The organism is Candidatus Saccharibacteria bacterium (assembly GCA_016432585.1).
Lineage (GTDB): Bacteria > Patescibacteriota > Saccharimonadia > Saccharimonadales > Saccharimonadaceae.
Genome location: CP066696.1, coordinates 139,781 through 165,781, shown reverse-complemented (window position 1 = coordinate 165,781; position 26,001 = coordinate 139,781). Strand labels below are relative to the sequence as shown.

The following is a 26,001-nucleotide window of genomic DNA, read 5'->3' as shown; positions in this document are numbered from 1 at the left end:
AAACCATTATGAATATGAATATTTCTCTCGACTCAATTAAAAAAATGTTTGCCACCTTTCTTCACAGGTTTCATGTCATTATCTTTGTTGTTATCGTGCTAGGAGGTGTCGCTGCCGCCATTTTCGTCCTTAATAATATCGTCGTTCTCTCTTCTGACACGAGTGAATACACCCAAACCACTGGTGCGACATTTGACCAAGAAACTATTGAGCGCGTAAAAAATCTCAAAACAAGCGACCAGTCCGGCGATGACCTCGATCTCTCTAAAGGCCGCGTTAATCCCTTTGTTGAGTAGTGACGTAAAAACGTTTATACTAATAGTATGCTAATCGCTGGATCCCGCCTTATAGATGCACCGGTCATGGGTCTCCAAACCGGTGGCGAGCTTGCGCGCACCAGCGCCGCCGTTATCGACCCTCGTACACTCGAAATCGTCGCCTACGAACTTTCCGGTCCACTTCTCAATTCTCACCCCTCTCTTCTTCGGATTGCTGATGTGCGAGAATTTAGCGACATTGGCTTAATTGTCGATTCGAGTGATGAATTTGTTTCACCTGACGATATTATTAAACTGAACGATATCTACAAACTTGGCTTCAAGCTTTTGGGTATGCAAGTCATCGATACAAAAAAGAACAAGCTCGGCAAAATAGACGGTTATACTATCGAAACCACCGGCTTTGTCGTGCAACAACTAAGTGTTAAGCGCCCCTTGCTAAAAAGCTTTGGCGACACACACCTGCTTATTCACCGCACGCAAATTACCGAAATTAATAACTCTGCTATTGTCGTCAACTCCGAGGTAAAAAAACAGACGGTTGTACAAACTGTTCAAGGCGCCTATCACAACCCGTTCCGCAAAAACCCTAACACCCAAGCCGAACACGTCGAACGGGATTAGTCGCTAGCAAGCGCCTGTTTAATATCGTCATACCCAAACCCCTGGCGGGCAAGATACTGCATAAGTTTCTGATCATCTGGATACCGCGACCGTTTTTTTGCGATAATCTTTTGTATCTCGTCTTCATCTGATCGTTCGGATTCACTCAAAAAACGCTCAATAATACCACTCGCCACGCCTTTACTGCGCAGCTCGGCCGTTAGCTTGCGGTAGCTCGCCCCTTTTGTAAGGCTGCGGTTTTCTACCCAGTAGCGCGCAAACTTTTCGTCGTCAATATACCCCTTTTCAACAAGCCTGTCGAACACCCTAGCAGTGATATCCGGCGACAATCCCTTTTTAACATCACCTGTTTTGGTGCGCGAATCCCGGGTTTTCCGGTAAAGATAGTCGCGCATTTCCTTGGCAGAATGCGGGCGCATAAGACAATACTCGAGCGCCCTAGCGTACGCCTTGCCAAACTGGCTTTCGGTTTCAAACGCCGTCAGCTCTTCGTCGGTATAATCCCGGCCTATTCGAATACCCAGTTCGGCATACTGAAAAATATCCAGGCTAAACCTGTATTTTCCATCAACCATGATATTCACACGGTTTTTATCTTTTTGCTGTGCCGAAACGCCAGTAATTTTCATGCAACTTGCCCCTTATAGCAAAGGCGGACCTGAGTGCCAAGTCCGCCTTTTCGCTATTACGCTTCTAGTTCGGCGACCTTCGCGCGAACCTTCTCGTCGATTTCTATTAGAACCTCAGGGTGTTCTTTTAGATACACCTTGCTTGCTTCGCGGCCCTGGCCAATCTTTGCCTCGTTGTAGTCAAACCACGCACCGGCCTTACCTACGATACCATGCTGCACTGCGAGGTCGAGAACGTCACCGGTCTTAGAAATACCTTCGTTGTACATGATATCAAACTCGGCAACACGGAAAGGAGGTGCGATCTTGTTCTTCACGATCTTCACCTTCGTGCGGTTGCCCACTATATCCTCGCCTGATTTAATCTGCCCTGTTCGGCGAATATCAAGACGTACCGATGCATAAAACTTGAGCGCATTACCACCGGTAGTTGTCTCTGGGTTGCCAAACATAACACCAATTTTCATACGAATCTGGTTAATAAAGATAACTGTTGTTTTGCTTTTGTTGATAATACCAGTTAGCTTGCGCAGTGCCTGGCTCATCAAACGAGCCTGAAGACCCATGTGACTATCACCCATGTCGCCGTCGATTTCGGCCTGTGGCACAAGTGCCGCAACCGAGTCCACAACCACAAGGTCAACCGCGTTAGATCGAACCAATGTCTCGGCAATCTCAAGTGCTTGCTCACCATTGTCTGGCTGGCTAACAAGCAAGTTGTCGGTGTCGACACCAAGACGTTTTGCGTATGCCGGGTCAAGCGCGTGCTCGGCATCGATAAACGCCGCCGTGCCACCAAGACGCTGAATCTCGGCAATTGCATGAAGCGTAAGTGTTGTCTTACCAGAGCTTTCAGGACCATAAATCTCTATAATACGGCCGCGCGGGTAACCCCCGCCAAGTGCCAAGTCAAGACTTAACGCGCCAGAGGATACCAACTCAACATCAGCTTTGTGAGTATCTCCTAATTTCATAATTGAGCCGTCACCAAATTGCTTGGTGATTTGATCCATCGCAAGGCCAAGCGCTTTTAGCTTACCCTCGTTATTCGTTGCTTTTTCAGCCATTTCTGCCTTTTCAGCTTTTTTCGCCATAAAAATTCCCTCTCTTTATCACTTTCTATTATACGTTGCCGCCGCATAATTTGCTATAATAGAGGTAATGAAACGTTCTCAAGGGTTTACCGTCATAGAAATCATCGTTGTTGTCGCATTCCTCGCGGCAGCCACGGCACTGCTCCTCGTACAAAAAAATAACTTATCAGCAACGCAGCGCGACGACCAGCGAAAAACTGCCGTTAATGCCATGTATTACAGCCTAGAAGAGGCCTTCTACGAGCAAAACGGCTACTACCCATCGAAAATCGACAGTAAAACACTCACCACTATGGATGCTAGCCTTTTCACCGACCCAGACGGTGTTAAAATGAACGAACAAGGCTCAGACTATCGCTACGAAGCTACTGGCTGCGACAACGAAAAGTGTAAGGGCTACAAGCTCACTGCCGAACTTGAAAAAGAAGCCGCCTACACAAAAACTAATCGCTAGATTACGTTAATCGTTCAAAACAGGTCGGCCGTTTTTGAACGCCTCGACAGCATTATTAAGCGTTGCAATCTGCTCTTTTGGGTTTGAAACGTATTCAAACCGGTAGGTTGTTTCATCACCCTCGGTGCTAAGGCGAATCGAACCATAGTTAAGCATGGTCTGCAAAATACCATGCTGTTGAAAACTCGCATCTTCGATATTGATAAGGCTCACCGTCTGTTCGTGCCGCGAAAAAAGACTGGTCTGAATTTCTTGAATAACACTTTCGTTCGTTAAGAAAAACTTGTTATTCATATATACCCACACCGCAATATAGCCACCAATGCCCACCAAAAGAATAAACAGTGTACCAATAAAGTACACCATTGCAGGATTTGGCGCGTCAAGAATACCAAAATACTGCATAATGAGCGTGTAATTAATCAGCATCGATGCGGATATCGTGATAAGGAATGCAGTAATTCCTACGGGGATAATAAGCCCAATCGGATGCCTGCGGACAGCACTAATCACAAACTCAGCATCGCTCAGGTTCAAAAACGGAAATGCCTTCATAGATTCGTCGTGGCGTTTTTTCACCTCTGGAGATATCGGTTGTTCTACAGGATCAACAGCGCGGCTCATGTGAACATACTGCGGTTGCGGCTCGGCCTGGCCTGCGACAGGAGTTGGCATCTGTGTTGGTGCTGCCGCTGGCGCAATAGGCGGCGGCGCTTGCGCTACTTGTGGCGCAGCATAAAGCGGCCTTCCCTCGCTGTCATAAGCAACAGGCTTTTGCGGATCGGGTGTCTGAACTGGCTGAACAGGAGGATTCGGTTGATCGTTCATACTCTTATTATACCAATTTTTCGTCGATTTCCGGCGCCGCTTTACCTAGGTGTTTATACGCTTTATGCGTTACGCGTCGGCCGCGTGGGGTGCGCTCTATAAATCCAAGCTGCAAAAGGTATGGCTCGTAAAAATCCTCGATCGTCGTGGCTTCATCGCCAGTAAGTGCGGCGATCGTATTCAACCCTACCGGCTTGTTGCCATAATTATCAATAATGCTCGTGAGGAGATTGCGGTCAGCCGGATCAAGCCCCAGCTCATCAACCTCTAGCATAGCTAGCGCATCGGTAGCAATGGCCGTATCTATAATTCCATCGCCATTTACATCGGCATAGTCACGCACTCGTTTTAGCAGGCGGTTAGCAATACGCGGAGTCAGGCGCGCGCGGGTTGAAAGCATTTCGGCTGCACTCGGGTGGATTTTGCTCTCTAGAATTCCCGATGACCTTGCGATAATCCGTGAAATTTCTTCGGGCGTGTAAAATTCGTGGCGATAAATATGCCCAAACCTGTCACGCAGCGGCGCAGTAAGCGCGCCAGTGCGAGTCGTTGCACCAATTACGGTAAACTTGGGCAAGTCTAAGCGGACACTTCTAGCAGCCGGCCCCTTACCAATAACAATATCGAGTTTAAAATCTTCCATGGCACTATAAAGCACCTCTTCGACAGCATGGCTTAGGCGGTGGATTTCGTCGATAAATAGTACGTCACCATCTGTTAAGTTAGTAAGAATACTCGCAAGATCGCCTGCACGCTCAATCGCCGGACCAGCCGTAATGCGAATATTCGTTCCCATTTCGTTGGCAATTACCGTCGCCATTGTTGTCTTGCCCAGGCCAGGAGGGCCATATAACAGAACGTGGTCAATCGGTTCACTGCGTTTTTTTGCCGCCTCGATTGCCAGCTTCAAGTTCTTTTTTAAGCGCTCTTGGCCGATATAATCTGCAAATGTCTGCGGACGCAAAGTAACCTCGATCTGTTGCTCATCCGAGTCATCGTCGTGCACACTTGTATCTACAATGCGTTCTACAGCCATTACCGCGCCCTATTCATCATTATGTCTATTATACCATCAAAAACACATCTGCGCACCGTAGCTGAAGACGTAAAAGAATTACCCGATTAAATCTAGAGTTCTTTTTTGTCGATTTCGTGCTGAACGAGCTCACGCAGGATTTCGGCCTTGGTTTTGCCAGTTTTAAGCGCCGACCACCTAAGGTAGTTGTAAATTGGGCGGTCAATAAAGAAGTTGAAACGCATATCTTTCGTCGTAATATCGTTTTCAGCTAAGAAATCAGAAATTATCTCTTCAACCGGAATCTTACCGTATTCGGCATATTTCACCCATCCATCTTCAACACCCCGAACAAAGACGTTCTTGTCGGCACTATCGCTTCGTAACAATAGAACGGGCTTTTTCTGTTGCACAGCTGCAGCAATTTGATAGCCAACACCAAAGTTTTCGTAACTCACCTCGGCTACTACTACATCTGAGGCTGCTATACGCTCTAAACTCTCTTTGTAGATACGCTTCCAGTCGGCCGCAGAATAGTCATTCGAACGAAGCCACTCAAGCGCTTCGCCAATCCAGTCACTCGCAAGCGTGTGCTTCTGGTCGTCGATTGTCTTCATAATGGCGCGCAGAACATGCTCATTATTAACCAGGCTTTCGCGTGATGTAATTAGATGGACTCTCATTTTGCCTTACCTCTTTTAAACAGTTCGATAATGTTGTAAAATATCAATAATTGTTACTGATTAAATCATATCATAAACGTCAACAATTATCTATACCATCTTTAAATCGAAAAGCAATATTATCAATGCAAGAAGACTCAAACAAAATTACCTTAACAACATACAATAATCACACAGCAGATTATATACGCGCAACACCTTCGTCGCACGATGGCGTAGTCCAGCAGTGGCTTATCCTGTGGATTGACCGGGCCCTAGCAGAGATTAAAAAGGGCGGCCACGTACTCGAGATTGGGAGTGCTACTCCGCGAGATGCAAACTATATTCGCAGCAAAGGTTATAGCGTTCAGTGTAGTGACGCGACACCTAACTTCGTCGAGCATCTTAAAAGCCTTGGCGAACCAGCCTTAACGATTAATGTCACCGAAGATAAGATTGAAGGTAAGTACGACATGATTTATGCAAACGCCGTCTTTCCACACCTTACAGATACTCAAGTCGACGCAGCGCTTGAGAATATCTACCAGGCCCTGAACAACGGCGGAGTTCTTGCGTTTAACATAAAGCAGGGTGAAGATGATGAGTGGGTAAACGAGAAGTTTAACGACAAGCGATACATCAACTACTGGCAGCCTCACGAGATTTGCGACGCCGTAGTGCACGCCGGCTTCACGCTCGTGGCAGTCGATGATGGAGTCCAGGGAGATCTTCCGACGCACGTTTGGACACACATAATCGCCCAGAAATCCGAATCCTAAGGCTTCTTTTTTTATTGTACATTTGCACAATTACTCATTATATGTGTATAATTGCCTCATAAACCTAATGAGGACACATAATGAACGATTTTACACAAATCAGCGGCAACATTCGTCCAGGTAATACAGCGCTCTACGCGCTCAAATCACTTCTTTCACTTATTGGTATTAAAGTGGCTCACCCTTCTCAGGATGAGTCGCTTTTTTATGAGACAGACGCGAAGGCTCAATGGCGGCACTACGACCGTGAGCTTGCTTTTTATCAATCTATCGCAAGTTCACCGTTTCATATCGTCTACAACGATTCGCCAATCGACACCGAAATCGCAACGCAAATTATCTACGCCATGCTAAAAAACCGGCCTATCCTTATGACCGGAGCGCCCAATTTTGCCGAATCCCTTGCGCCACTTCCCCGCGACACTATAAAAAAGCACATTCACTACGTCCACTCTATCAATCTCGCCGATCTTGAACTTACCGAGCTCAGCATGCTTCTCGCCAAGCTCAAGCCAGTTGATTACAGCTTTTCAAAACAAGAAAAAGTTCTTATGCGCGCACTTATTCGCGCGCACTTTAGGGGCATACTTGCCGAATCCCGCGAAGCGCGCCTTGCAAAAAGCCGCAGCCCTATTCGCCCAACAGAAGAAGTTTAGCCCTTTAAGGCTTGCGTAACACGATCGGCTGTAGAAAGTTCGGTCGAAATCCCTTCAAGCGCACGTGTCGCGTCGTTCAAATTGTATCCAAGTGCCATGAGCGCCTCTAGCGCTTCGTCGGTTTGATTAATCTGGCGCGATACTCCCACGCTATCAACAGTAGTACGCAGCGCTAATCCTACCTTATCGGTAAGATCAACAACCACACGCTCGGCAATTCGCTTGCCTACTCCGCTGGCCTTCGTAATAAACACGACATCGCCATTGGCAATTGCGTTGCGCACCGTTTCGCTTTCGCCCAAACTAAGAATCGCCAGCGCCGCCTTTGGCCCCACACCTTGCACGGTAATCAGCATTTCGAACAGCTTTTTTGCCGCCAAGCTGGTAAAGCCAAACAGCTCCTGTGACTGTTCGCGAATGTGATGGTACGTATGAAACTTCACCGGCTCGTTAATAAGCGAGCGCTCAAAATCGCCCAGCGCCACCGCCACTTCGTAACCAACACCATTCACGTCGACAATTATCGACGAGTTAAACTTTTCGGCCACTATTCCAGAAACATGTGCAATCATATGTTACCTATTATGCCACAGATTACGGCGTTACGGGGTCGGTCACCGGATCGACAACAGGATCAGTCCCCGTGTCTCCATCGCCCGCTCCAGGATCGGTGCCGTCATCTACCGGAGGTGTCGTACCATCGCCGTTATCGGTACCAGTATCACCGGTGCCATCACCACCATCGGTACCCGCGTCTTGATCTTGATCGGTGTCGCCTTCATCCTTCGGCTTCTCTTCCGTCTTTGTCTCTTTTTGAGTCGGCGAACATGTTGCCGTTGGAAGGGCAGAGGAGAGGAAGAATTCGTTATAGGTGTTTGTTCCCGATCCGCTCGCGAGTCCGCCCGATCCGTAACAAATCGGTTTTTGTATAACACCGCTTGGCATCGTAAATTTAGTATCGGCAACGCCTGCAAGCGCCTGGCTCATGGTATTTACCCAAATTGGCCCTGCCATGCCCGACCCACCGTTTAGCATAGTGGCATTGTTATTATTCCCCACCCATACTCCCACGGCGAGTTGTGGCGTGTAGCCAATTGTCCAGGCATCGCGCTGGTCGTCGGTTGTACCGGTTTTAACTGCCGCAGTATGCCCCCAAACCGTCAGCGACGAACCAAATATTGGTGCGCGCGCATTGTTATCCGAAAGTATGCTCGATATCAAGAACGCGCCTTCTTCGCTAATAACCTCTCGACTTTTCTCGGTGCTTACAAATATCGTGTCGTCGTACTTGTTATCAATTTCACGAATTACCGATGTATTAAACTGCTTCCCCTGGTTTGCAAATGCCGCGTAGGCGTTTGTCATCTGCACCAGTGGCGCTTCGGCCGATCCAAGCGCAAGCGACAATCCATACTCTTTATTTTCCTCGATAGCAGTAATTCCCATGCGACGCGCTGCCTCTACCGAACGCTCAACGCCCAGCTTTTCCATAACCTTTACTGCTGGAATGTTAAGCGAGCGGGCAAGGGCGTTTCGCACCGAAATATTACCGCTGAATGTTCGGTTGGCATTTTGCGGTTTGTAGCCATTAAAATCAGTCGGAACATCGGCAAGAATTGTGGCCGGCGTAATAAGACCCTGCGCCAACGCCTCGCTGTAGTAGATAGGCTTAAAGCTCGATCCCGGCTGGCGCGGTGTGGTAGCCATATTCACATTGCCCCACTTTTTATTGTTCCAATCCACGCTTCCTACTAGTGCGCGAATCTCGCCCGACGCCGGGTCAATTGCAACACCGCCAGCGTTTGAACCACCGTTCATTTCTATGTAACTCACGTGGTTATCGATATTCTTTTTAAGCTTGCGCTGCAATTCTAAATCAAGCGTGGTTTTTACCTGGTAGCCCGAACGTATTACCGTTTCTTCACCACCATGGTTTGCATACAAATCTTCCAAAACCATCTCGGCAAAATGCGGCGCTTCGCTGTCGTTAGTGTCGTTCATAGGTGCGTATTTTAGCTTTTTCGCTAGTGTCGTGGTTTTCTCGGCCTCGGTAATATACCCGTTTGTCACCATGCGGGTCAGCACCGTTTCTTGGCGCTCTTTTGCATATTGCGGGTTACCAAGCGTCGGCGAGTACGCATTTGGCGCTGGCAAAATACCAATCAGCATCGAACTCTCGGCAAGGGTTAAATCTTTTGGCGCCTTATTAAAGTACGCCTTCGCCGCATCTTCTATACCAAATATCGTCCCGCCAAAAAATGCCGAGTTAAGATACATTTCTAAAATCTGATCTTTACTATAACGCTGTTCAATCGCTATCGAAATTGCCAATTCTTGATATTTACGAATATACGAATAATCAGCCGAAAGTAGCGTGTTCTTAGCCAACTGCTGCGTCAGCGTCGATCCACCACCATACGCCTCTTGTGACGTCACCGTGCCATACACCGCGCGCATAATTCCCTCTATCGAAAACCCGCCATGGTTGTAAAAGTCCTTGTCCTCTGCCGCTATCAGTGCCTCTTTCACATTGGTCGAAATCTTATCAAGCGGCACAAGGTCGCGATGTTCGGCGCGGCCAGTACTGTAAAAAGTCTTACCGTTTCTATCCATTAGTACAACGCCCGTATTATTACGGTTCATCAGGCGCTCTTGGTCACCGATATCATTGAAATAATAAAGATAGGTGAGCAGGGGAGTCAAAATCAAGAAAGCCAGGATAGGTGTTGCAATAAGCAGTGCTTTTTTCTTCTTGGAAAGCCCCATAAACCAGCGCCATCGACGCTTTAGGGCACGCTTCATCTGGGTGACTTTGGTCACCTTTTTCGTGTATTTTCCTTGACGAATCATACTCGTATTATAGTATGTTTTACTTAAAGTACACTATACTTGTAATCGTATGAGACGAAACACAAAAACCAACTTTAAACTTCTCACCTCTACCCAGTACATAAACGATCTCACCGACAGCGTTACCAAAGCCAAAAGCCGTGTCGCGATTATGTGCCTTACCCTTACCGACGACCCTTCAACCCACAAGCTTGTTTTGGCGCTAAAAGCAGCCGCAAAACGCGGGGTCGATGTCAATATAGCCGTCGATGTCTTTACCTACAACGAATTTGGTGGCTATTTCTCACCTTTTAAACGATTCGCACGCGACTCGCGCAATGCCACCACTATGGCAAACCAGTTAAAGCGGGCAGGTGTTACATTTACCTGGCTTGGCCGCCGCCACAAAATAAATCCATTCAGGGGCTTAACACATATTAAATGGTCGATTGTCGATACCACTACCTATAGTTTTGGTGGCGTCAATTTATACAAAGAGGGGATAGACAGCACCGATTTTATGCTTCGCTCCCCCGATCCCCTTTTGGCCGAGCAATTATACGAGCAGCATCTTGCCGTTGTCTCTAGCCACCACCTCCAGTACCCGGGTTTTATGGCAAAAACACCCTACGGAACGATTTATGTCGATAGCGGCCGGCCGCGAGATTCTATTATTTATAACCGCATTCTCGAACTTGCCGCCACCGCCAAACACTCAGTCGTCGTTACACAGTACTGCCCTACCGGCGAACTTGCCGCGCTGCTAAAACTTGGTGATTCCGACATTTATTTTAACCAGCCGAAAAACACCTACCCCGCCACTCGTTTGCTGATTTGGTTCGCGCAAGTTCGCACCGGACTACGCACGTTATATCGTCACAAAAAATACGTTCACGCCAAGTTTATTATTTTTACCATGCCAAGCGGCGAAAAAATTGCCATTACTGGCTCGCACAATTTTGCCCACAGCGGCGTGTTGTTTGGCACGCGCGAGGTAGCGCTCGAAACAACCGAGCCGTCTATCGTAAAACAAATCGAAAAATTCCTCGAAACCCACGTAAAATAACTAGCGCGTTATTTCGTTTTGGTGATCGCCAATATCTATTGGATACTCACCGGTAAAAACGGAGGTATCGAACGTATCCGCGGGCTGCCCTGTCGCCTGCAGCATTCCCTCTACCGAAAGATACCCAAGCGAATCAGCACCTATCTTTTCGCACACATCATTTACCGTGCGCCCGTGCGCAATTAGCTCCGATTGCGATGGCATGTTGATTCCGTAAAAGTTGGGGTACAAAACAGGTGGCGAACTAATTCGCACATGCACTTCGCTGGCACCAGCCTCGCGTAGCATTGCCACCAATACGCCCAGCGTTGTGCCGCGTACAATTGAGTCTTCAATAAGCACCACGCGCTTACCACCCAGTACTTCGGGTTTAGGAATAAGCTTCTGGCGAACCGCCATTTTACGCGATTCTTGATCGGGGCGAATAAACGTTCGCAGCCTGTTTGCACGCTCAATTCCATCGGCATATACGTGGCCGCTCACCTGCGCATATCCCTCGGCTGCCGATACGGCCGAACGCGGCACTGGCACTACAATCGCCTCACCCTCTACCGGACATTCACGCGCCAATTGCGCACCAAAATCACGCCGTATATCTTCTACCACCCGGCCGCACAGCCGGCTATCGCCACGCGCAAAATACACAAGCTCAAAAATATCCAGCTTTGGCGTTGGTTCTACTATCGCCACAGTTCGAGCGCCGTTTTCATCTACTACCAGCAGTTCGCCCGGCCCAATGTCCGCTTGTTCTACCGCACCCAGCGCATCAAGCGCGCGAGTTTCCGAGGCAACCGCATATCCGCCGCCCGGCAATTTGCCATACGAAAGCGGGCGTATTCCGTGCCCGTCGCGAAACGCCAACAACTTGCCCTCACAAATAGCCACACACGAAAAAGCACCCACAAATAGCGGGTACGATTTTGCCACTGCATCCTCCATACTAGACCCTGCACGTAAATACCAGCCGATCGCCGCGTGCATCATACCCGAATCGTTCAAATCATCTATAGCTACGTTCTTTTCGTTCAAAAACTCAACCAGCGGTTTTGTTACAGATAAATTCCCATTGTGCGCCAGCGCCCACTGCGCATCTTCATCGGCAAATGGCTGCACATGTTCCAAATCGTGCGCATGGCTCGATGTCGCGTAGCGGTTGTGTCCTATCGCAATATCACCCACCAACTCTTCTAGCACCGCCTGCGGATACGCATCCGCCACCAACCCCAGCTCTACATAACGCGACATGCCGCCATTTAGCGTTACAACCCCCGTTGCATCTTGCCCACGGTGCTGCAATGCCTCTAGCATATCCCGCGTTTTTTCGGCTGCCACTGCGCTACCCCACACCCCTGCTACCGCACACTTTTCAGTTAGTTGGCTGGTTGTGGTCACGCGTCCCCTTTCAATCAAACAGTATAGATTTCTATCGTATCACACAAAAAGCTACTGCCCGCGGCTCATCATCGAATGCGTAATAGCCGCCGCCAGCGCATCAGCGCAGTCATCTGGTTTTGGCACTTCTTTTAACCCCAGGTGAATCCGGACCATTTCTTGCACCTGCTTTTTATCTGCCTTGCCATAGCCCGTAAGCGTTTGTTTTATTTGCTGTGGCGTATATTCAGCAATCGGCAGCTTTGCCTTGCGCCCCGTTAGCATAGCAACGCCACGCGCGTGCGATACGCTCATGGCCGTCGTAACATTCTGCGAGAAAAACAGCTTTTCTATCGACATAACCTCGGGCTTTGTTTCGGCAATAATATCCGTTAGGCCATCAAAAATCTCTTCTAGCCGTACATCTAGCGCCGTATGCGCGGGTGTGGTAATAACCCCCGCCGTTACCATGCGAGCCTTGCCATTTACAAAATCAACAACCCCAAACCCCAGTATTCCCGTGCCCGGGTCGATTCCGATTATTCTCATATATAAAGTATAGTCTATTCGTTGAGTTCAACTATGATATCGGCATTTGTGTGCACATTCATCACATCGTCGTGATCGTCTAGTGCGTCCAAAAGCTTCAATACTTTTCTGGCAACCTCAGGATCGTCAACTGGTACTTGTGCGTTCGGAACATATTGCAGCTCCGCACCTTTTACCTCTAGCCCTGCTTCAATAATTGCCGTACGAACCTTCGCAAGTTCTTTTTGGTCGGTGTAAACAATAATTTCACCCTCTTCTTCAACAGCATCTTCCGCACCAGCATCTAGTATCGTCAAAAGAGCGTCTTCGCCAGTTGCGGCAACATTAATCACACCCTTGCGCGTGAATTGAAATGCAACACTGCCTGGCTCTGCCATACTTCCGCCGTTTTTAGTGAACGCACTCCGCACTTCTGGGTATGTTCGGTTCTTGTTGTCGGTCGCGACTTCTACAATAATACCAATACCACCCGGACCATAACCTTCGTAAGTCGCCTCTTCCATTACGGCTGCGTTTTTATCACTCACGCGATCGATTGCGCGCTGAATGTTAGCATTTGGCATGTTTGCCTGTTTTGCTTTTTCGATTGCAAGGGCAAGCGCTGAGTTCATAGTAGGGTCAGTACCACTACGTGCCGCAATAGCAATTAAGTTACCGATTTTGGTAAATACAGCACCACGCTTGGCGTCTTTAGCACCCTTTTCTCGCTTGATGGTTGACCATTTACTGTGTCCTGACATAAGAATCTCCGTGGTTTAAGTCGGTATGTTTTCTTTATTATAACAGATATGGAGACGAAATTCTAACCTACTTGACACTATCGTGAATGGAATCGTACTCAGACAAAAGACTAACATCAACATCATTAAAAATATACTTTTCAGACACCCTTGTTGTCTTGGGAGGTTCCCAGAACCAACTTCTACCATCATTCGTCCCTATGGCAATTCTGTCTTCATTTTTTACTGTTATATATTTAAACCCGAAATGGCCCTCGTCGTTCACTCTAGTAACATCTACCACCCTGTCATTAACAATGAGAGTTATTTCGCTAGAGGCCACGTAATCGCCTTTGATATGGAACTTGCCCTTATTCCATCCGAACCACCCTTCGTCTTGCACCTTCTCGACACCCGTTACAAAGCCTGTCGGTCTCAAGCGAGTACCCTGCTCAATTATTTTTGGCGTAGGTTTTTTAATAACCTCCACCGCAGGATCAGTTCGATATGTCTCAACGTAATCAGTGTACGTAACCTCAACGATCGACCTAGACGTGCCATCTGATCCTTTTTTGATTATCCTCTTATAGTCTGGGTATTCATTATCGTTTGATCGAGTCTCTACAGGGCGTGATATTTTCTTCATTGAGACAATACTTTTTGTCGTAATGGTCGGTTGATAAACGTATGAAGGTGCGCTGCAATAATTGCTATAACCCCAGTCTCCGCATGAATAGCTCCCCGAGTCGCTCGGGCATGAATGCCAGCGATGGCATCCACTACGATGGGCGTAGACTTCAGCTGAATTAGTTACTACACTGAAACCCATAATAAACAGCAGCCCAATAACAACGACCTTTCTAAACACTCAACGCTCCTTTTCTTAATTTTATATTAAAATAGTACTCTTAAAATCTTGAACATCCAAATCCATAGAAAAAGACCCATCTTTCGATGAGTCGTTTTCTATGGAGGGCCCAGTGAGACTTGAACTCACGACACCCTGCTTAAAAGGCAGGTGCTCTAACCAGCTGAGCTATGGGCCCATAGCTTTGCCACCTAAATAAAATAGCATTTTAAGGGGTGTTCTGTCAATGTCTATTAGGATGCGGCTATGAGCTCAAGCACATAAGCAGATAAAAAGCATATCATTTAATATAGTGCGTAAGCATAAGAAGTGTTATATAATATAGATGCTCCATCGAGGTGGAGTCGAGTAAAAGCGTGGAGACTAAACAGCCTACTATTAGTGTGGCTCGGTCACGCTGGTAGTAAGCCAGTGAGACCGACCATGCTTTTTTATTTAGGTCTCGCCGAAAGGAGGTCTCGCCAAAATGGCAGCCCCTAAAAATTCCGGCAAAGCTTGGACATCCGCCCAGAACCAGCAACTACGGTCGCTGGCAAAAGGCAACACGCCTACGCGCGTAGCGGGTCTCAAGCTTGGTCGCACTCCCGGCTCAGTGCAGAGCCAGGCGTCGAAGTTAGGCATTAGTCTAAAGCCGACCAACCAAAGCCCTTACGGCAGCGCAAAGAAACGATAGCAATACGCTAGCAAGTTATAGCCCCGAACCGAGAACGGGGCTTTTTTGTTGCTTTACTTGACCACAGACCACTCCACTAGGAGCCATTGTCGCAAGTCCCGAGGAGGCTAGAGAATGACACATATTTCTAAGAGCTTAATGCATTTTTGATAACAGAATGCTATAATAACCCCGTCTAGACTTTTCAATTCAGCAGGGCTATTTATCCCCTAACTTTAGAAATGGGCAACTGTTGCTAGAAGTTAGGTTTATCCCTGCTTTGAAGAGTCTAGACAACCTGCAATGGTTGTCCTTTTTTATTGGGACAACACAAAAATAACTAAAGGAGGCGTCCCAATGGACAAAAACGATAAATTTAAAAAAGCCTGGTACAAAAGAGTCTGGGTATGGATCGGCATCATCTTTTTGATTGCTATCGTCGGAACCTCGGCCAACGGCAATCAATCATCAAACACCTCGACACCCACAACACCCGTGACAGAAACGCCAAAAGAAGAAACGCCAGCGGAATGGAATGTTGACGCTGTATATGGAAAGATCAAGAATGGCATGACCAAAGCTCAAGTCGAGAAGGTTACCAACAAAGATTCGGAAAGCTGCACCGAAAATAGTAGTGAGTATTTAGGCAAGACTGAGATTTGTACATACGGCAGCGTGTTTATCGATAAAGCAGTGATCACTGTAACTTACAGTCAAGACAAGGTAAATAGTAAAACAAAGTCTACATACTAGGCGCATTTATATAGACAGAAGCCAAAAAGCTAAGAGGTAGCCAGTAGCTCCCTAACTACCTCTTAACTAAGCTTCTTTGTGCTTTGGTGTTTTAGTCATAAGAAGATCTATAACCGCATATACCAAACAGGCAGTTATTATAACCACGCGCCAGTCGGTAACAAAGTCATACACTTGCTTGCCTACGCCCTCTATTACCAGTGCCGAACCTAGGGGCTCTAGCAGCAACATAGTGGCGAGCACGGCAAATGCCGCCGCACCGGCAATACGGTGATGCGAGGCTTTGTAGGTTGGGCCACTAGTTAGCAGCAAAAGCGCAGGTAGTAGCGTAAGGGTAGCGGCAACAATACTTTCGAGTGGTGGCTTTACAATAATAATCCCCGCCTTGGCAATAATTGGCGTTAAGTCGCCTACCCACAAGGTGCTTAGCATTGCGCCAGCGGTAAGGGCCAGCCCTAATACGCCAAAACGCCGCTTGGTAAAGAACGCAGTGGCGAACAATAGTGCAATAATAATCACGAAAATCACGACAAAACTCATAAACCTATTCCCTCCAGGTTGTTTTCATCGAACGCTGCTTCTTTTCCTACTATAATCTTTTTTCTGTCGACTGTCCCTGCGGCGAGTTCTAGTATATAGCGCGCGTCTTGCTTTGGTGCGAAGTTTTCGTACGGATAGCTTTCGGGCGCGGCGTTTTTAACGATATACACGACCTCTTTTTTACTGTTTAGCCACACAATATCGATAGGATAATTCATGTCTTTCATCCAGACCGACCATTTGCTGTCGGTATCGTACACAAATAGCATAGCTTCTTCCTGGCGGAGACTTTGTGTGCCTGAAAGGCCTTTTTCGCGCGTCTCTGGCGTGTTAGCAACACGTGCGGCAAATACGCCGTCGCCTATGCGAACGCTCGCATGGGGCTGTAGCTGCGGCCACAGCACATAAAGGGCGGTCGCGGCAATCAAAAGAAGCGCCAGGATAATAATACCCCACGAAAAAACGTCCTTTTTGCGGCTCATGCCCACGTACCTTGACTTACCATAAGCTCATTATATCAGCTATGGCAGCGAATGCCGACTACGCGCCGACTTTGTCTTTTTTGTTGCGGCGCTTTGCGTTCATTTCAACGTATTCGATAATCTTTGTTGCTACGTCGCGCTTGGTTATAAGCTCCGGGGTTTTAAGGCTGGCAGATGAATTTACTTCTAGTACTAGCGGCCCGCGCTCGCTGCGCATCATGTCGACGCCACAAATAGAAAGTCCCATAGCTTTGGCAGCTTTGATTGCCGTTTTGGTTTCTTCTTCGGTAAGTTTTACAGCCGTACCCACGCCGCCTTGGTGCGTGTTGCTTCTAAAGTCGTCGTCGAGGCTTTGACGCTTAACGCTTGCCACCACGCGGCTACCAACAACCAACGCACGAATATCAGTACCGGCAGATTCTTTAACAAATTCTTGTACCAAAAAGTTCACGCCCTCTACATAAAAGGCCTGCATTACGGCTTTGGCGGCTTTTGGCGTTTCGGCAAGAACCACGCCATTGCCGTGCGTTCCGCGCGCTACCTTAATAATAAGCGGCGTACCACCAGCAAGCTCTACGACGTCTTCAAAGTTTGCCGTTTCACTGGCGAACACTGTTTTAGGAATAGCCACGCCAGCTTTTGCCAGTACTTGGTAGGCGCGTAATTTGTCGCGCGATCGATTAATGGCAAGCGATGTTGCCGGACTGTATGCACCCTGCGATTCGAACTGGCGAACAATAGCTGTACCGTATTTGGTATAGCTTTGAGCAATTCGCGGAATAATAGCATCGAAATGATCGAGCGATTCACCCTTGTAACGAATAACCGGCTTGTCTTTTTCGATAGCCACGTAACACTTGGCATAGTTAATAACGCGTACTTCGTGACCGCGGGCTTCTGCCACTTCTTTTAGGCGGCGAGTCGTGTAGTTAGCCGAGCCTTTTGATAGAATTGCTATTTTCATAATATATCTCCGCGGTTAGTGTCTAGTTCTTGATTAATTCGCACGTCTACCAGTATGTTGTTTTGCCGTAAAAACCTGCGGCCTATCAGCACCTGGCGTTTCATTTTTCTTCGGTTCGATAAACCAATGGTTATTTCGTAGTTTTTTCCCTGGATATTTATTTCGGTGGTAATAAGGTATCGCCGAACTTCGTGACCTGTCGAACTACGCACCCTTACGACCGAGTAGTTTTCGGTCTCGGTGGCATGCCGATGATTATCGACGGGTATAAACCTAAGTACTTTTTTGCCATCGGATTCTCGTACAGTCTCTTTTACAAACGTACAATGAAGAGCACCCGAATATGCACCGGTATCTATTTTTGCTATTGTGTCGTCTATGCCAAGCTGTGGAATAGAGACATGTTCATAGCAGCCGAAAACCGTAGTGCTATTGACTTCTGACATAATGATATTCTAACATAATTTTAATTTATAGTCAATGATTACGACGTCACTAACGAGCGGTCTATGGCATCGGCAAGACGCGAAACGATATCAAAATGTTTGCCGTCTCGGCACGAATAATACAGCTTTAAAACCGGCGCCGTATTAAATTCGATAAACCAGTGATTTTCAGGGGTAGCTGGCTGGTCAAATGCCTGACAGAATACATCGACAACAACGAACCCTGCATCGAGTTTTGCTACAAGATTCTCGACTTGCTTAATATAGCTTGGGTGGATTTCTGGCAAGATATCGTACACCGAACAACCGCCGCGTATCATTGTTGAGTGCGACAACTCGACAATTTCGCCTTTGGCTGGAACACGGGCGTCTTGCATGCGTTCCTCCCCTACCAAAGATGCGCTAAGAAGCGGGTAGGTTATGTAGTCGAACGTTAAGTTTTTTCGCAGTTCGTTCTCTGCTTGAATAAGCGCCGATATCGACGAAACACCATCTCCAATAACACGAGCTGTCCGACGCAAAAGTGCCGCCTCGACCTTACCTTCGATAACCGTAAATCGTATTTCTTCACCTTTTACTTGCTCTTGAATCAGAACATCTGGCGTCACTTTTCGAGCGTGTGCTATTGCCTTTTTTAGATCATCAATAGTCTCAATATTTACCGTTAAGCCACGCGACAGCGAGGAGTTGTTGGGCTTCACAATAAGTTTTTTATACCTTGAAAGTAGCGATTCAAGAGTTTCATCGCTCGGCAAATCTGTCACAAAAACCGTAGAAGGATACGAAAAGCCCACTTCTTCGGCAAGTTCGTATGCCTTATTTTTGTACTGCGAGACAGATCGGGCTTTACTACTCGTAAAAGGGTAGGCAAGATGCGCGGCGCGTGTCTTCCAAACTTCACCAGTTGGGCGAGTGTACGTAGCGGTAACTGAGCGCCCTTCGGTAACGCCAATCGCATATCCTTTTTGTTCGAGCGCTCGCGCAAGCAGTTTGTATGAAGCATGCTCGTCTTTAATAATACCCATAATGCACCTCCATATCTAAACCGTTGACGTTTCGTACATTATACGTTCGTGATCAATATCAGCAGGGTTACCCTTGCCCATAAGAACAAACATAAACTTGAGGTCGTCACCTCGTATTGATTCTAGGTGACGCCACATATCCACCGCGCCATTATAGTAGGCAAGGTCTTTAAACCATGGCAACTCATCAGTACCACGCAAACTACGCATCGTCCCGCCATACGCTGCTTTTTGCGCTTTTTGCACAGCAGATTCGCTTACTTCGCCGTTATCGTCTAGTGAACCAAGAACACTAAGTCGCCACTTTGCTTCGTAAATACCGCGAAAGTCTTTTTTGTCGTGATAGGCCAAGCCGGCAGTAATATAGTGATCGATGCCCGCTTCTTTAAACTGACCCTGTAGAGCCTGTTCCATAACAACACCTAAGCCTTCTTCTGCATCGTAATAGTTATCGAGGCCGTGTCCAAGTGGGTGAAGATCAGTATCGGCACCCGTTATGGCTCGAAGCATGTGAACGCCGAGTTCGTGAACGATTAGCTTTCTTAAGACATCTCGGCTAAGGTCGCCTCTGTCGGTAGGAATAACAATCCGCTTTTCGGCCGCCTTAACATTGATAGATTTTGCATCTTCAACGTCGACAACCCAGCCCTCGCCGGCGCCCTCGAACTCCTCGTCAATAATTTCTTGAAAAACCTGCTGAGCCTCTACAACCGTAAATGTTTCTTTATCCTCGGGTACGTGCGCAAGCATGTTGCCATATAACGTCTCGACAACCTCATGCATCCACTCAACCGTCTCGGTAGACGGCTTGAACCGTTCGGGCACCTCGACAGAATCGTCGTACCCAATAGAGTCAAATAGTTCCTGGCGTAAAACAGCGGCCTGTCCCGTAAGGTTTTTGCCAGCGATTTTGCGAAGCTTTTCTTGAAGAAGTGAACGGTATGTCGTTTCGTCGGGTTCGCCATACAGCTCTATATTCAGCGCCATATACTCGCGCTTTGCAGCCTCTTTTTCGGCCGGGTCGCTGGTTGTTTTTATGACATGTACCAATTCTAGTAGACGGGTCTTCTTTAGGTATCCTGCGACAAATTGCTCGTAGGCTGCCGCATGCTTAGGATTAAGATCGGGGTTTCCTAAAATCGTCTCACCGGTTTTCGTAATTGCCTCTGCTGTATCGCCAAAATTGATAGTATCGAGTTTGCCGTACGTATGGTTAGGGTTACGGATATCACCGCGTAAGAAAGCTTCTCGCTGTTCAGCCGCATTCGAAGGTACAAAGTTTGTAATGAGCTTTGGCTCACTTTCAAGAAGTGTTCCGTAGCTTATATCGATAGTTTCTGTTGTTTTTTCGTGGTTCATTAGTTTTATTTTATCACTTTCTGGGTAAAATGTCAATCCAATTGTAACTCCATCACCTCTAAACGACTACCGTAAAATGACTTAGAATCGTAGCCTACAGTAACAAATCCGTATTTTTTATAAAGTTCTTTGGCACGGTGATTGTTTTCGATTACCGATAGACGCACTGTCGCACCGCGCGGAATGTCTTTTAGCGACTCCTCAAAAAGAAGCTTGCCAATACCTCTTCCTTGCATATCCGGATCGACAAATAGACCCCGCTTTTGAACAAGAGCGTCGCCGATTATCTGCTCCAGCGTAAACCCAACGACACTTCCATCTAGCTCGGCGACCCATATACGCCAAGCGGGGTTGCCTAATTTTAGTGCCATTTTAGCGATATAATATCGCTTTGAAGCTTCTGACGGCGTATAGTGCTTGTCAAACTTTGCCCGACCACTGGCGGGAATTAGTTGTGCGTATGACCGTTGATGGGCTCGGGTAGATATTGCATACATTTTGGGTATGTCCGACACTACGGCCGAGCGAATAGTAGGCTGCATGGAATACATTTTGAGGGAGGGTGCTAAAAAATACTAGTCCTTTTAGCGTTTTTGAATTCCTCAAGAAGGGTTTTTTGCTTTTTAGATAGCTTGGTCGGTATATCGACAATCACGCTAACAATATGCGCACCTCTAGAGCTGCCCCGCATGTGCGGCACTCCATGAGACGAAAGCTTAAAATCCGTACCGCTTTGTGTACCCGCAGGAATCTTCATACGAACAGAACCGTCGACAGTATCGACCTCTATTTCGGTACCAAGTGCGGCATCTACCATAGAAATATGCTCTTCTGACAGAATAATATCACCTTCGCGTGTGAACTTTTTGTGTGCTTTTACGCGGATATGAACATACAAATCACCTCGTGCGCCACCTGCTACGGCCTCACCGCGCTCTTTTAAGCGGATTGTCGAGCCGTCGTCGATACCTGCAGGAACCTTGAGAGTCATTTTTTGCTTGCGGCGTTCGGTACCCTTGCCTTTACAAACAGTACAGGTTTTTTCGGGAACGCTACCGGTGCCACGACATGTTTCACAGGTAACTGCTTGCTGAATTTGGCCAAAAATCGTATTCATAACACGGTTTTGCTGCCCTGCGCCCTTACAGGTAGGACAGGTTTTCATGCTGTGGCCAGGCTCTACTGTAGAGCCATGGCAATGCGAGCATTCGTCGTCCATATCGAGCTCGATTTTTTCTTCCATGCCAAAAATTGCCTGCTCAAAGGTGAGCGAGAGCGTCGTTTCGACATCACGGCCGCGCTTTGGACCTCGCTGCTGCTGGGCACCGCCGCCAAAGAACTGGCCAAATATATCACCAAGACCACCGTCGCCAAAATCAAAGTGAACGTTCTGTCCGCCAAAGCCGCCACCAAATGGATTGCCGCCAGCAAACCCACCAGCTCCTGCGCCACCGGAATCGCCACCAACACCAGCATGGCCAAACTGATCGTAGCGTTGGCGCTTTTGCTGGTCTTTTAGTACTTCGTAGGCTTCGTTGACTTCTTTGAATTTCGTCTCGTCACCACCCTCTTTATCTGGGTGATGTTTTACGGCAGCCTTGCGAAACGCCTTTTTTATTTCGTCGGCGCTCGCACTTTTGGTGACCCCTAAAATATCATAATAATCACGTTTGCTCATCTGTATTTATTGTATCGAATTAGCACTTGGGTGTCTAGAGTGCTAGCAGCTGATGACAATACTACAACGCCTTTTATTTTGCTTAAGGTTTAATTGGAATATGATGGAAATAGAACTGTGGAGTTCGTCACAATTAAATAAATGGGGGGCAAAACCATGCAACAATCTAATTACCAAGACAACCGTCAGCAACTTATGATGATGGGTGCAACAATATTCGTATCTATTACGGCTGCCGTTATTTTATCGACTGTTATTATTATGACACTTATGCGAGGCGAAATTGCCGGTGCGCTTGCATCGAACGTTCAGAATTCATCTCCAACATCTCAAACCGCATCGTCGTGCGTTGATACGTCGGCAGCGGCAAAAAACAGCGCGCCAGCAACAGCGGCCGCTTCAGCAACACCTGTCGCAGCTACTTCTGTGGCAGCACCTCTTATGCAAAGCGCGTATTCGGTTGCCTACGTGGCGCCACCCGTATCAGCCAACCACTCTTTCAATAGTTCGAATGTCAGCAACACGACAACGAACAACAAAATCACCAACACCGAAATTCACCACAAAACCGTCGTTAAAATTAAAGACAGTTTCAACGACAACAGTAAAAACAGTCATAATCCAATCATTGTAAAAGACAACACCGTCAACCTTAACTCGAACAACAACACTGCAGTTAACTCTGGTAACACTACTGTCGTTCCAACGACTATCACCAACACCACAACGAACACCACGACCAACACTAACTCGAACAATACAGTTAACACTGCCGTCAACTCTGGAAACACTACCAACTCGAACAATACTGTCGAGAACCACCTTTTAAGCGATAACGTCGTTGTCGTTCCTGTTAATATTTAACCGTTAAATACCTATAAAAAATAACGCCTCTTGCTAGGCGTTATTTTTATTCCGTATCTTCTAGAAATGCTCGCGGATATGCGTAAAGCTGTAATCCCAATCAGCGTCGGTCTTTTTGTGAGGATTAAAGATATTTTGAGGATCATACAGATCTTTAATCTCGCGCATGTAGCCAAGCACACTTGGGCTATACATTTGTTCTAGCCAAGGACCGCGAATTAATCCATCGCCGTGTTCGCCCGAAACCGAGCCGCCGTACGAGATAACGAGGTCGTTCACCTCTTTCATGGCAGGCTCAAACTTGGCACGCTCTTCGGGATCTTCGATTTTCATAAGAGGAATAACGTGGAAGTTTCCATCGCCCATGTGCCCTGCAATCGTAGCGATAAGTTTGTATTTTTTTATGATATCGCGAAGTTGGGGCAAAAACTCAGTCAGGCGCGCTGGCGGCACCACAAAATCATCGATAAATGGCGCCGTGTGTTTGTCTTTTACCTTGCTACGAAGCAGATTAAAGCTTTCGCGTCGCATAAGCCAGAACTTGCGCGATTTTACCTCTGTGTCGTCTTCTTCCATGTACGTGAACTTGAACCGCTTTAGGTCTTGCTTGGCAGCATGAATCCGACGCGTCACCTCTTCTTGGGTAGACCCCGTAAACTCAATCAGCAATACCATTTGCGGAAAACCACGAAGCAACATAACACCGTCGGGAATCAACTGTAGCGCCAGTAACGCCCATGTCTTAAAGCCAAGCTTTTTACGAAAGGCAAAGAAAAACTTGAAACTCAGCCATAGTGTATTATTGTCGAAGCTTTCGAATGTAGCGGGCTTGTGTGCTAATACCGCCGGAATCACCTCGCCCAGATCTTTGATTGTACGCATGTAACACACTAGGGTGCCGGCGTATTTTGGCTTTGGCACAAGTCGCAATTGAAGATCGGTAGTAATACCAAGCGTCCCCTGGGCACCCACAAATAGCTTCGTTAAGTCAAAAATACCCGTTTCACGGTTCCAAATATTCCACAGGTGATACCCTGTTGAATCCTTCGTTACTTTTGGCGCAGCCGCCCGCAATTCGTCGTAGTGGGTGTCGCATAGTTCAAACGTGCGCCTGTATAAATTACCTTCGAAATCGTCTTGGTCCATTTTGGCGTTTAGCTCTTCGCGGGTGAGTGGCTTAACCGTGTATTCGTTACCATCGCTTAAGACAACCTTGATTTCTTGCACGAAATTGTCGGTTTTGCCGTATTCGAGCGACTTTTCACCACCAGAGTTGTTATTTACCATACCACCTACCGAAGCAAGGTCACGACTGGCAGGATAACAAGGTAGAATACTACCATTCTTAAGTGTTTCTACTTCAAATTCGCGGTAAAGCATACCAGATTGCACACGCGCACTTTCGGCGGTCGCCTCGTAGAGCTTATTCATATTTTTGCTAACATCAAGAATAATCGATTCGCCCACTGCGGCACCCGACATGTCGGTTCCCCTAGCACGCGGCGTAATACTTAATTCGGGATATGCAGCTTTGTTTTTAGCCACAAAGGCCACTGCAGATTTGATATCTTCGGCGTCTTTTGGAAACGCGACCACTTGCGGCTTAACCTCAAACAAACTCGCATCGTGACTGTAAAACTCACGCGTTGCATCTGACGTATCGATTTCGCCTTTAAATATTTTTTCAAGTTCGGTCTTGATATCAAATGCCATAGTTTACCGCTCCTTACGCCGCTCTATTTCGTAGTTATCTTGCAGAAAAATAAGGTCGGATACCATGTCTTCTAGCTGCATTTGTGCCTGGTGATCGGTAAGTTCACGCGCAACTGTATCCAGAAATGTCGCCAGCGTAATAAAGTAGTCACCCGAACGCACCTGCGCCTCTAGTTTCATATCCGATGTCTTGTGTTCGGCGCCGTCTCGAAGTAGGCCGCTATGCCAGCCATGGCTGGTATGCCCGGTGAATGTTGGTAAGTGGTAAGCCAGCGAGGTGCTAGTCATTGTCGTTCCTTTCGGTCAAGCTAATATATGAATCTTTTACAATAATAAGGTGGTCAAGCAGGTCGATACCTAGTACTTTTCCGGCGGCAATCAGTTGATCGGTTGCCCGTAGGTCATCTTCGGTAGGTTCGGGCACGCCCGACGGGTGGTTATGCGCAACGATAACGGCCACCGCGCTGTACTGAAGTGCAGGCTGAAACACTTCTCGCGGATGGACAATATTTGCCGTCACACTCCCTACCGATATCACCTCTTCGTGAATGACTTGATATCGGCTGTTCAGGTAAAGTCCCCGAAGTTGTTCCTTTTGCAGATCGCCCATGCTTTTTAAATGATCATAGGCTTGCCGGGCTGTTCGTACATGGGTTGGCTTACCGGCCTTTTGTTGATACGCTCGCCGCCCTAGTTCGAAACTTGCAATAATTTGGCAGGCTTTTGCAATGGGAATTTGTAGTGACTCGGCAAGGCGTTTTGGATTTCGCTCGTTGATAATTGCTCGGTGCCCGTATTCCCGCAGTATTCGGTGAGACATAGCCATTACTTCTTCGCGGCGCGTTCCCACCCCCAGAAGGATTGCCATGAGCTCGGCATGAGTGAGGTTGTGCGGTCCTATGCGAAGCAGTTTTTCGCGGGGCTTTTCTTCTATTGGCAGGTCCCGTACCCGCAACATATACCGCGTTTCGCCCTCGCCGATAACAATATCGGAATCAGTGAGGCTATAAGGCCGCGGCAAAGTAAGCGTGTGCATAATACTTACCACTATACTCGCTTTAGCGAACCATTCAAAGCTCACAGATCACACTTTGGACATAAAAA

31 protein-coding genes and 1 tRNA gene are annotated in these 26,001 nt (G+C 47.4%); 9 read left to right on the top strand and 23 right to left on the bottom strand.

Going from position 1 to position 26,001, the window contains the following annotated elements; genetic code table 11:
* Positions 1 to 8 precede the first annotated feature (8 nt).
* Positions 9 to 296: a hypothetical protein gene (locus HZB75_00830; protein QQG51040.1), complete on the top strand. Its 288-nt coding sequence runs from the start codon at positions 9 to 11 to the stop codon at positions 294 to 296.
* Between the two features lie 27 nt (positions 297 to 323).
* Positions 324 to 902, top strand: coding sequence for a hypothetical protein (locus HZB75_00825; GenBank protein ID QQG51039.1), 579 nt, complete (start codon positions 324 to 326; stop codon positions 900 to 902).
* Here the strand turns inward: HZB75_00825 and HZB75_00820 are convergent.
* Together HZB75_00820 and recA are read right to left on the bottom strand one after the other, a co-directional pair.
* Positions 899 to 1,531, bottom strand: a complete 633-nt coding sequence (locus HZB75_00820) for a RecX family transcriptional regulator (protein QQG51038.1) — start codon at positions 1,529 to 1,531, stop codon at positions 899 to 901. The two genes, HZB75_00825 and HZB75_00820, sit on opposite strands and share 4 nt — an antisense overlap.
* Positions 1,532 to 1,587: 56 nt before the next feature.
* Complete coding sequence (gene recA / locus HZB75_00815; protein QQG51037.1) at positions 1,588 to 2,625, bottom strand: recombinase RecA; 1,038 nt, start codon at positions 2,623 to 2,625, stop codon at positions 1,588 to 1,590.
* Between the two features lie 67 nt (positions 2,626 to 2,692).
* Between recA and HZB75_00810 the strand changes: the two genes are divergently transcribed.
* Positions 2,693 to 3,079 carry a hypothetical protein gene (locus tag HZB75_00810; GenBank protein ID QQG51036.1) on the top strand — a complete coding sequence of 129 codons (387 nt, stop codon included), beginning with the start codon at positions 2,693 to 2,695 and terminating at the stop codon, positions 3,077 to 3,079.
* Between the two features lie 6 nt (positions 3,080 to 3,085).
* Here the strand turns inward: HZB75_00810 and HZB75_00805 are convergent, their stop codons facing one another.
* From HZB75_00805 to HZB75_00795, 3 genes are all read right to left on the bottom strand, one after another.
* Positions 3,086 to 3,907, bottom strand: coding sequence for a PH domain-containing protein (locus HZB75_00805; GenBank protein QQG51035.1), 822 nt, complete (start codon positions 3,905 to 3,907; stop codon positions 3,086 to 3,088).
* A gap of 7 nt (positions 3,908 to 3,914) precedes the next feature.
* The gene (gene ruvB / locus HZB75_00800; GenBank protein ID QQG51034.1) at positions 3,915 to 4,943 is read right to left on the bottom strand and encodes a Holliday junction branch migration DNA helicase RuvB; all 1,029 of its coding nucleotides are present in this window, start codon (positions 4,941 to 4,943) and stop codon (positions 3,915 to 3,917) included.
* Between the two features lie 92 nt (positions 4,944 to 5,035).
* A complete protein-coding gene (locus HZB75_00795; protein QQG51033.1) occupies positions 5,036 to 5,605 on the bottom strand; it encodes a hypothetical protein in 570 nt (189 codons plus the stop codon).
* 125 nt (positions 5,606 to 5,730) lie between these two features.
* Between HZB75_00795 and HZB75_00790 the strand changes: the two genes are divergently transcribed.
* Both HZB75_00790 and HZB75_00785 read left to right on the top strand, forming a co-directional pair.
* Positions 5,731 to 6,363, top strand: coding sequence for a class I SAM-dependent methyltransferase (locus tag HZB75_00790; protein ID QQG51032.1), 633 nt, complete (start codon positions 5,731 to 5,733; stop codon positions 6,361 to 6,363).
* An 80-nt stretch (positions 6,364 to 6,443) separates the two neighbouring features.
* Positions 6,444 to 7,019 (top strand): hypothetical protein, encoded by a 576-nt coding sequence (locus HZB75_00785; protein QQG51031.1) that lies wholly within the window; start codon positions 6,444 to 6,446, stop codon positions 7,017 to 7,019.
* Here the strand turns inward: HZB75_00785 and ruvA are convergent.
* The gene (gene ruvA / locus HZB75_00780; GenBank protein QQG51030.1) at positions 7,016 to 7,591 is read right to left on the bottom strand and encodes a Holliday junction branch migration protein RuvA; all 576 of its coding nucleotides are present in this window, start codon (positions 7,589 to 7,591) and stop codon (positions 7,016 to 7,018) included. The two genes, HZB75_00785 and ruvA, sit on opposite strands and share 4 nt — an antisense overlap.
* A 22-nt stretch (positions 7,592 to 7,613) precedes the next feature.
* The gene (locus HZB75_00775; protein QQG51029.1) at positions 7,614 to 9,869 is read right to left on the bottom strand and encodes a penicillin-binding protein; all 2,256 of its coding nucleotides are present in this window, start codon (positions 9,867 to 9,869) and stop codon (positions 7,614 to 7,616) included.
* Between the two features lie 49 nt (positions 9,870 to 9,918).
* Here HZB75_00775 and HZB75_00770 point away from each other — a divergent pair, with 49 nt between their 5' ends.
* Positions 9,919 to 10,914 carry a phosphatidylserine/phosphatidylglycerophosphate/cardiolipin synthase family protein gene (locus tag HZB75_00770; protein QQG51028.1) on the top strand — a complete coding sequence of 332 codons (996 nt, stop codon included), beginning with the start codon at positions 9,919 to 9,921 and terminating at the stop codon, positions 10,912 to 10,914.
* On the opposite strand, the gene purF is transcribed toward HZB75_00770, so the two are convergent.
* The 5 genes from purF to HZB75_00745 all read right to left on the bottom strand — a co-directional run bounded on the left by purF (position 10,915) and on the right by HZB75_00745 (position 14,599).
* Complete coding sequence (purF, locus tag HZB75_00765) at positions 10,915 to 12,306, bottom strand: amidophosphoribosyltransferase (protein ID QQG51027.1); 1,392 nt, start codon at positions 12,304 to 12,306, stop codon at positions 10,915 to 10,917. It lies immediately after the preceding gene.
* Positions 12,307 to 12,357: 51 nt separating this feature from the next.
* Complete coding sequence (gene ruvC / locus HZB75_00760) at positions 12,358 to 12,834, bottom strand: crossover junction endodeoxyribonuclease RuvC (protein QQG51026.1); 477 nt, start codon at positions 12,832 to 12,834, stop codon at positions 12,358 to 12,360.
* Between the two features lie 14 nt (positions 12,835 to 12,848).
* A complete protein-coding gene (locus tag HZB75_00755) occupies positions 12,849 to 13,574 on the bottom strand; it encodes a YebC/PmpR family DNA-binding transcriptional regulator (GenBank protein QQG51025.1) in 726 nt (241 codons plus the stop codon).
* 67 nt (positions 13,575 to 13,641) lie between these two features.
* Positions 13,642 to 14,199 (bottom strand): G5 domain-containing protein, encoded by a 558-nt coding sequence (locus HZB75_00750; protein QQG51024.1) that lies wholly within the window; start codon positions 14,197 to 14,199, stop codon positions 13,642 to 13,644.
* A gap of 323 nt (positions 14,200 to 14,522) precedes the next feature.
* Positions 14,523 to 14,599, bottom strand: a tRNA-Lys gene (locus tag HZB75_00745).
* A 288-nt stretch (positions 14,600 to 14,887) separates the two neighbouring features.
* On the opposite strand from HZB75_00745, the gene HZB75_00740 reads away from it, so the two are divergent.
* Together HZB75_00740 and HZB75_00735 are read left to right on the top strand one after the other, a co-directional pair.
* Complete coding sequence (locus HZB75_00740; protein ID QQG51023.1) at positions 14,888 to 15,094, top strand: hypothetical protein; 207 nt, start codon at positions 14,888 to 14,890, stop codon at positions 15,092 to 15,094.
* Between the two features lie 336 nt (positions 15,095 to 15,430).
* Entirely contained in the window at positions 15,431 to 15,826 is a 396-nt protein-coding gene (locus HZB75_00735; protein ID QQG51022.1) for a hypothetical protein, read from the top strand.
* A gap of 66 nt (positions 15,827 to 15,892) precedes the next feature.
* Here HZB75_00735 and HZB75_00730 read toward each other — a convergent pair whose 3' ends face one another.
* The 8 genes from HZB75_00730 to dnaJ all read right to left on the bottom strand — a co-directional run bounded on the left by HZB75_00730 (position 15,893) and on the right by dnaJ (position 22,320).
* The gene (locus HZB75_00730; protein QQG51021.1) at positions 15,893 to 16,366 is read right to left on the bottom strand and encodes a hypothetical protein; all 474 of its coding nucleotides are present in this window, start codon (positions 16,364 to 16,366) and stop codon (positions 15,893 to 15,895) included.
* The gene (locus HZB75_00725; GenBank protein QQG51020.1) at positions 16,363 to 16,848 is read right to left on the bottom strand and encodes a DUF192 domain-containing protein; all 486 of its coding nucleotides are present in this window, start codon (positions 16,846 to 16,848) and stop codon (positions 16,363 to 16,365) included. The genes HZB75_00730 and HZB75_00725 overlap by 4 nt, the downstream gene beginning before the upstream one ends.
* Positions 16,849 to 16,906: 58 nt before the next feature.
* Complete coding sequence (locus HZB75_00720) at positions 16,907 to 17,812, bottom strand: RimK family alpha-L-glutamate ligase (protein ID QQG51019.1); 906 nt, start codon at positions 17,810 to 17,812, stop codon at positions 16,907 to 16,909.
* Positions 17,809 to 18,258 (bottom strand): ATP-dependent zinc protease, encoded by a 450-nt coding sequence (locus HZB75_00715; GenBank protein ID QQG51018.1) that lies wholly within the window; start codon positions 18,256 to 18,258, stop codon positions 17,809 to 17,811. Before HZB75_00715 ends, HZB75_00720 begins: the two co-directional genes overlap by 4 nt.
* 38 nt (positions 18,259 to 18,296) lie before the next feature.
* Entirely contained in the window at positions 18,297 to 19,283 is a 987-nt protein-coding gene (locus HZB75_00710; GenBank protein QQG51017.1) for a hypothetical protein, read from the bottom strand.
* Between the two features lie 15 nt (positions 19,284 to 19,298).
* Positions 19,299 to 20,642, bottom strand: a complete 1,344-nt coding sequence (locus HZB75_00705) for a DUF1704 domain-containing protein (GenBank protein QQG51016.1) — start codon at positions 20,640 to 20,642, stop codon at positions 19,299 to 19,301.
* Between the two features lie 32 nt (positions 20,643 to 20,674).
* A complete protein-coding gene (locus HZB75_00700) occupies positions 20,675 to 21,013 on the bottom strand; it encodes a GNAT family N-acetyltransferase (protein QQG51015.1) in 339 nt (112 codons plus the stop codon).
* Between the two features lie 194 nt (positions 21,014 to 21,207).
* The gene (gene dnaJ, locus HZB75_00695) at positions 21,208 to 22,320 is read right to left on the bottom strand and encodes a molecular chaperone DnaJ (GenBank protein ID QQG51014.1); all 1,113 of its coding nucleotides are present in this window, start codon (positions 22,318 to 22,320) and stop codon (positions 21,208 to 21,210) included.
* Positions 22,321 to 22,476: 156 nt separating this feature from the next.
* Between dnaJ and HZB75_00690 the strand changes: the two genes are divergently transcribed.
* The gene (locus HZB75_00690) at positions 22,477 to 23,184 is read left to right on the top strand and encodes a hypothetical protein (GenBank protein QQG51013.1); all 708 of its coding nucleotides are present in this window, start codon (positions 22,477 to 22,479) and stop codon (positions 23,182 to 23,184) included.
* A 60-nt stretch (positions 23,185 to 23,244) separates the two neighbouring features.
* Here the strand turns inward: HZB75_00690 and HZB75_00685 are convergent, their stop codons facing one another.
* From HZB75_00685 to radC, 3 genes are read right to left on the bottom strand one after another with little or no spacing between them, the layout of a single operon-like run.
* Positions 23,245 to 24,897 carry an FAD-binding oxidoreductase gene (locus HZB75_00685; GenBank protein ID QQG51012.1) on the bottom strand — a complete coding sequence of 551 codons (1,653 nt, stop codon included), beginning with the start codon at positions 24,895 to 24,897 and terminating at the stop codon, positions 23,245 to 23,247.
* 3 nt (positions 24,898 to 24,900) lie between these two features.
* The gene (locus tag HZB75_00680; GenBank protein QQG51011.1) at positions 24,901 to 25,185 is read right to left on the bottom strand and encodes a hypothetical protein; all 285 of its coding nucleotides are present in this window, start codon (positions 25,183 to 25,185) and stop codon (positions 24,901 to 24,903) included.
* A complete protein-coding gene (gene radC / locus HZB75_00675) occupies positions 25,178 to 25,933 on the bottom strand; it encodes a DNA repair protein RadC (GenBank protein ID QQG51010.1) in 756 nt (251 codons plus the stop codon). The genes HZB75_00680 and radC overlap by 8 nt, the downstream gene beginning before the upstream one ends.
* Positions 25,934 to 26,001 lie beyond the last annotated feature (68 nt).

Bases quoted from the DNA above. Each gene is read 5' to 3' on its own strand.
- HZB75_00830 (QQG51040.1), top strand. From the start codon at position 9: ATGAATATGAATATTTCTCTCGACTCAATTAAAAAAATGTTTGCCACC.
- HZB75_00825 (QQG51039.1), top strand. From the start codon at position 324: ATGCTAATCGCTGGATCCCGCCTTATAGATGCACCGGTCATGGGTCTC.
- HZB75_00820 (QQG51038.1), bottom strand. From the start codon at position 1,531: ATGAAAATTACTGGCGTTTCGGCACAGCAAAAAGATAAAAACCGTGTG.
- recA (QQG51037.1), bottom strand. From the start codon at position 2,625: ATGGCGAAAAAAGCTGAAAAGGCAGAAATGGCTGAAAAAGCAACGAAT.
- HZB75_00810 (QQG51036.1), top strand. From the start codon at position 2,693: ATGAAACGTTCTCAAGGGTTTACCGTCATAGAAATCATCGTTGTTGTC.
- HZB75_00805 (QQG51035.1), bottom strand. From the start codon at position 3,907: ATGAACGATCAACCGAATCCTCCTGTTCAGCCAGTTCAGACACCCGAT.
- ruvB (QQG51034.1), bottom strand. From the start codon at position 4,943: ATGGCTGTAGAACGCATTGTAGATACAAGTGTGCACGACGATGACTCG.
- HZB75_00795 (QQG51033.1), bottom strand. From the start codon at position 5,605: ATGAGAGTCCATCTAATTACATCACGCGAAAGCCTGGTTAATAATGAG.
- HZB75_00790 (QQG51032.1), top strand. From the start codon at position 5,731: ATGCAAGAAGACTCAAACAAAATTACCTTAACAACATACAATAATCAC.
- HZB75_00785 (QQG51031.1), top strand. From the start codon at position 6,444: ATGAACGATTTTACACAAATCAGCGGCAACATTCGTCCAGGTAATACA.
- ruvA (QQG51030.1), bottom strand. From the start codon at position 7,591: ATGATTGCACATGTTTCTGGAATAGTGGCCGAAAAGTTTAACTCGTCG.
- HZB75_00775 (QQG51029.1), bottom strand. From the start codon at position 9,869: ATGATTCGTCAAGGAAAATACACGAAAAAGGTGACCAAAGTCACCCAG.
- HZB75_00770 (QQG51028.1), top strand. From the start codon at position 9,919: ATGAGACGAAACACAAAAACCAACTTTAAACTTCTCACCTCTACCCAG.
- ruvC (QQG51026.1), bottom strand. From the start codon at position 12,834: ATGAGAATAATCGGAATCGACCCGGGCACGGGAATACTGGGGTTTGGG.
- HZB75_00755 (QQG51025.1), bottom strand. From the start codon at position 13,574: ATGTCAGGACACAGTAAATGGTCAACCATCAAGCGAGAAAAGGGTGCT.
- HZB75_00750 (QQG51024.1), bottom strand. From the start codon at position 14,199: ATGAAGAAAATATCACGCCCTGTAGAGACTCGATCAAACGATAATGAA.
- HZB75_00740 (QQG51023.1), top strand. From the start codon at position 14,888: ATGGCAGCCCCTAAAAATTCCGGCAAAGCTTGGACATCCGCCCAGAAC.
- HZB75_00735 (QQG51022.1), top strand. From the start codon at position 15,431: ATGGACAAAAACGATAAATTTAAAAAAGCCTGGTACAAAAGAGTCTGG.
- HZB75_00730 (QQG51021.1), bottom strand. From the start codon at position 16,366: ATGAGTTTTGTCGTGATTTTCGTGATTATTATTGCACTATTGTTCGCC.
- HZB75_00725 (QQG51020.1), bottom strand. From the start codon at position 16,848: ATGAGCCGCAAAAAGGACGTTTTTTCGTGGGGTATTATTATCCTGGCG.
- HZB75_00720 (QQG51019.1), bottom strand. From the start codon at position 17,812: ATGAAAATAGCAATTCTATCAAAAGGCTCGGCTAACTACACGACTCGC.
- HZB75_00715 (QQG51018.1), bottom strand. From the start codon at position 18,258: ATGTCAGAAGTCAATAGCACTACGGTTTTCGGCTGCTATGAACATGTC.
- HZB75_00710 (QQG51017.1), bottom strand. From the start codon at position 19,283: ATGGGTATTATTAAAGACGAGCATGCTTCATACAAACTGCTTGCGCGA.
- HZB75_00705 (QQG51016.1), bottom strand. From the start codon at position 20,642: ATGAACCACGAAAAAACAACAGAAACTATCGATATAAGCTACGGAACA.
- HZB75_00700 (QQG51015.1), bottom strand. From the start codon at position 21,013: ATGGCACTAAAATTAGGCAACCCCGCTTGGCGTATATGGGTCGCCGAG.
- dnaJ (QQG51014.1), bottom strand. From the start codon at position 22,320: ATGAGCAAACGTGATTATTATGATATTTTAGGGGTCACCAAAAGTGCG.
- HZB75_00690 (QQG51013.1), top strand. From the start codon at position 22,477: ATGCAACAATCTAATTACCAAGACAACCGTCAGCAACTTATGATGATG.
- HZB75_00685 (QQG51012.1), bottom strand. From the start codon at position 24,897: ATGGCATTTGATATCAAGACCGAACTTGAAAAAATATTTAAAGGCGAA.
- HZB75_00680 (QQG51011.1), bottom strand. From the start codon at position 25,185: ATGACTAGCACCTCGCTGGCTTACCACTTACCAACATTCACCGGGCAT.
- radC (QQG51010.1), bottom strand. From the start codon at position 25,933: ATGCACACGCTTACTTTGCCGCGGCCTTATAGCCTCACTGATTCCGAT.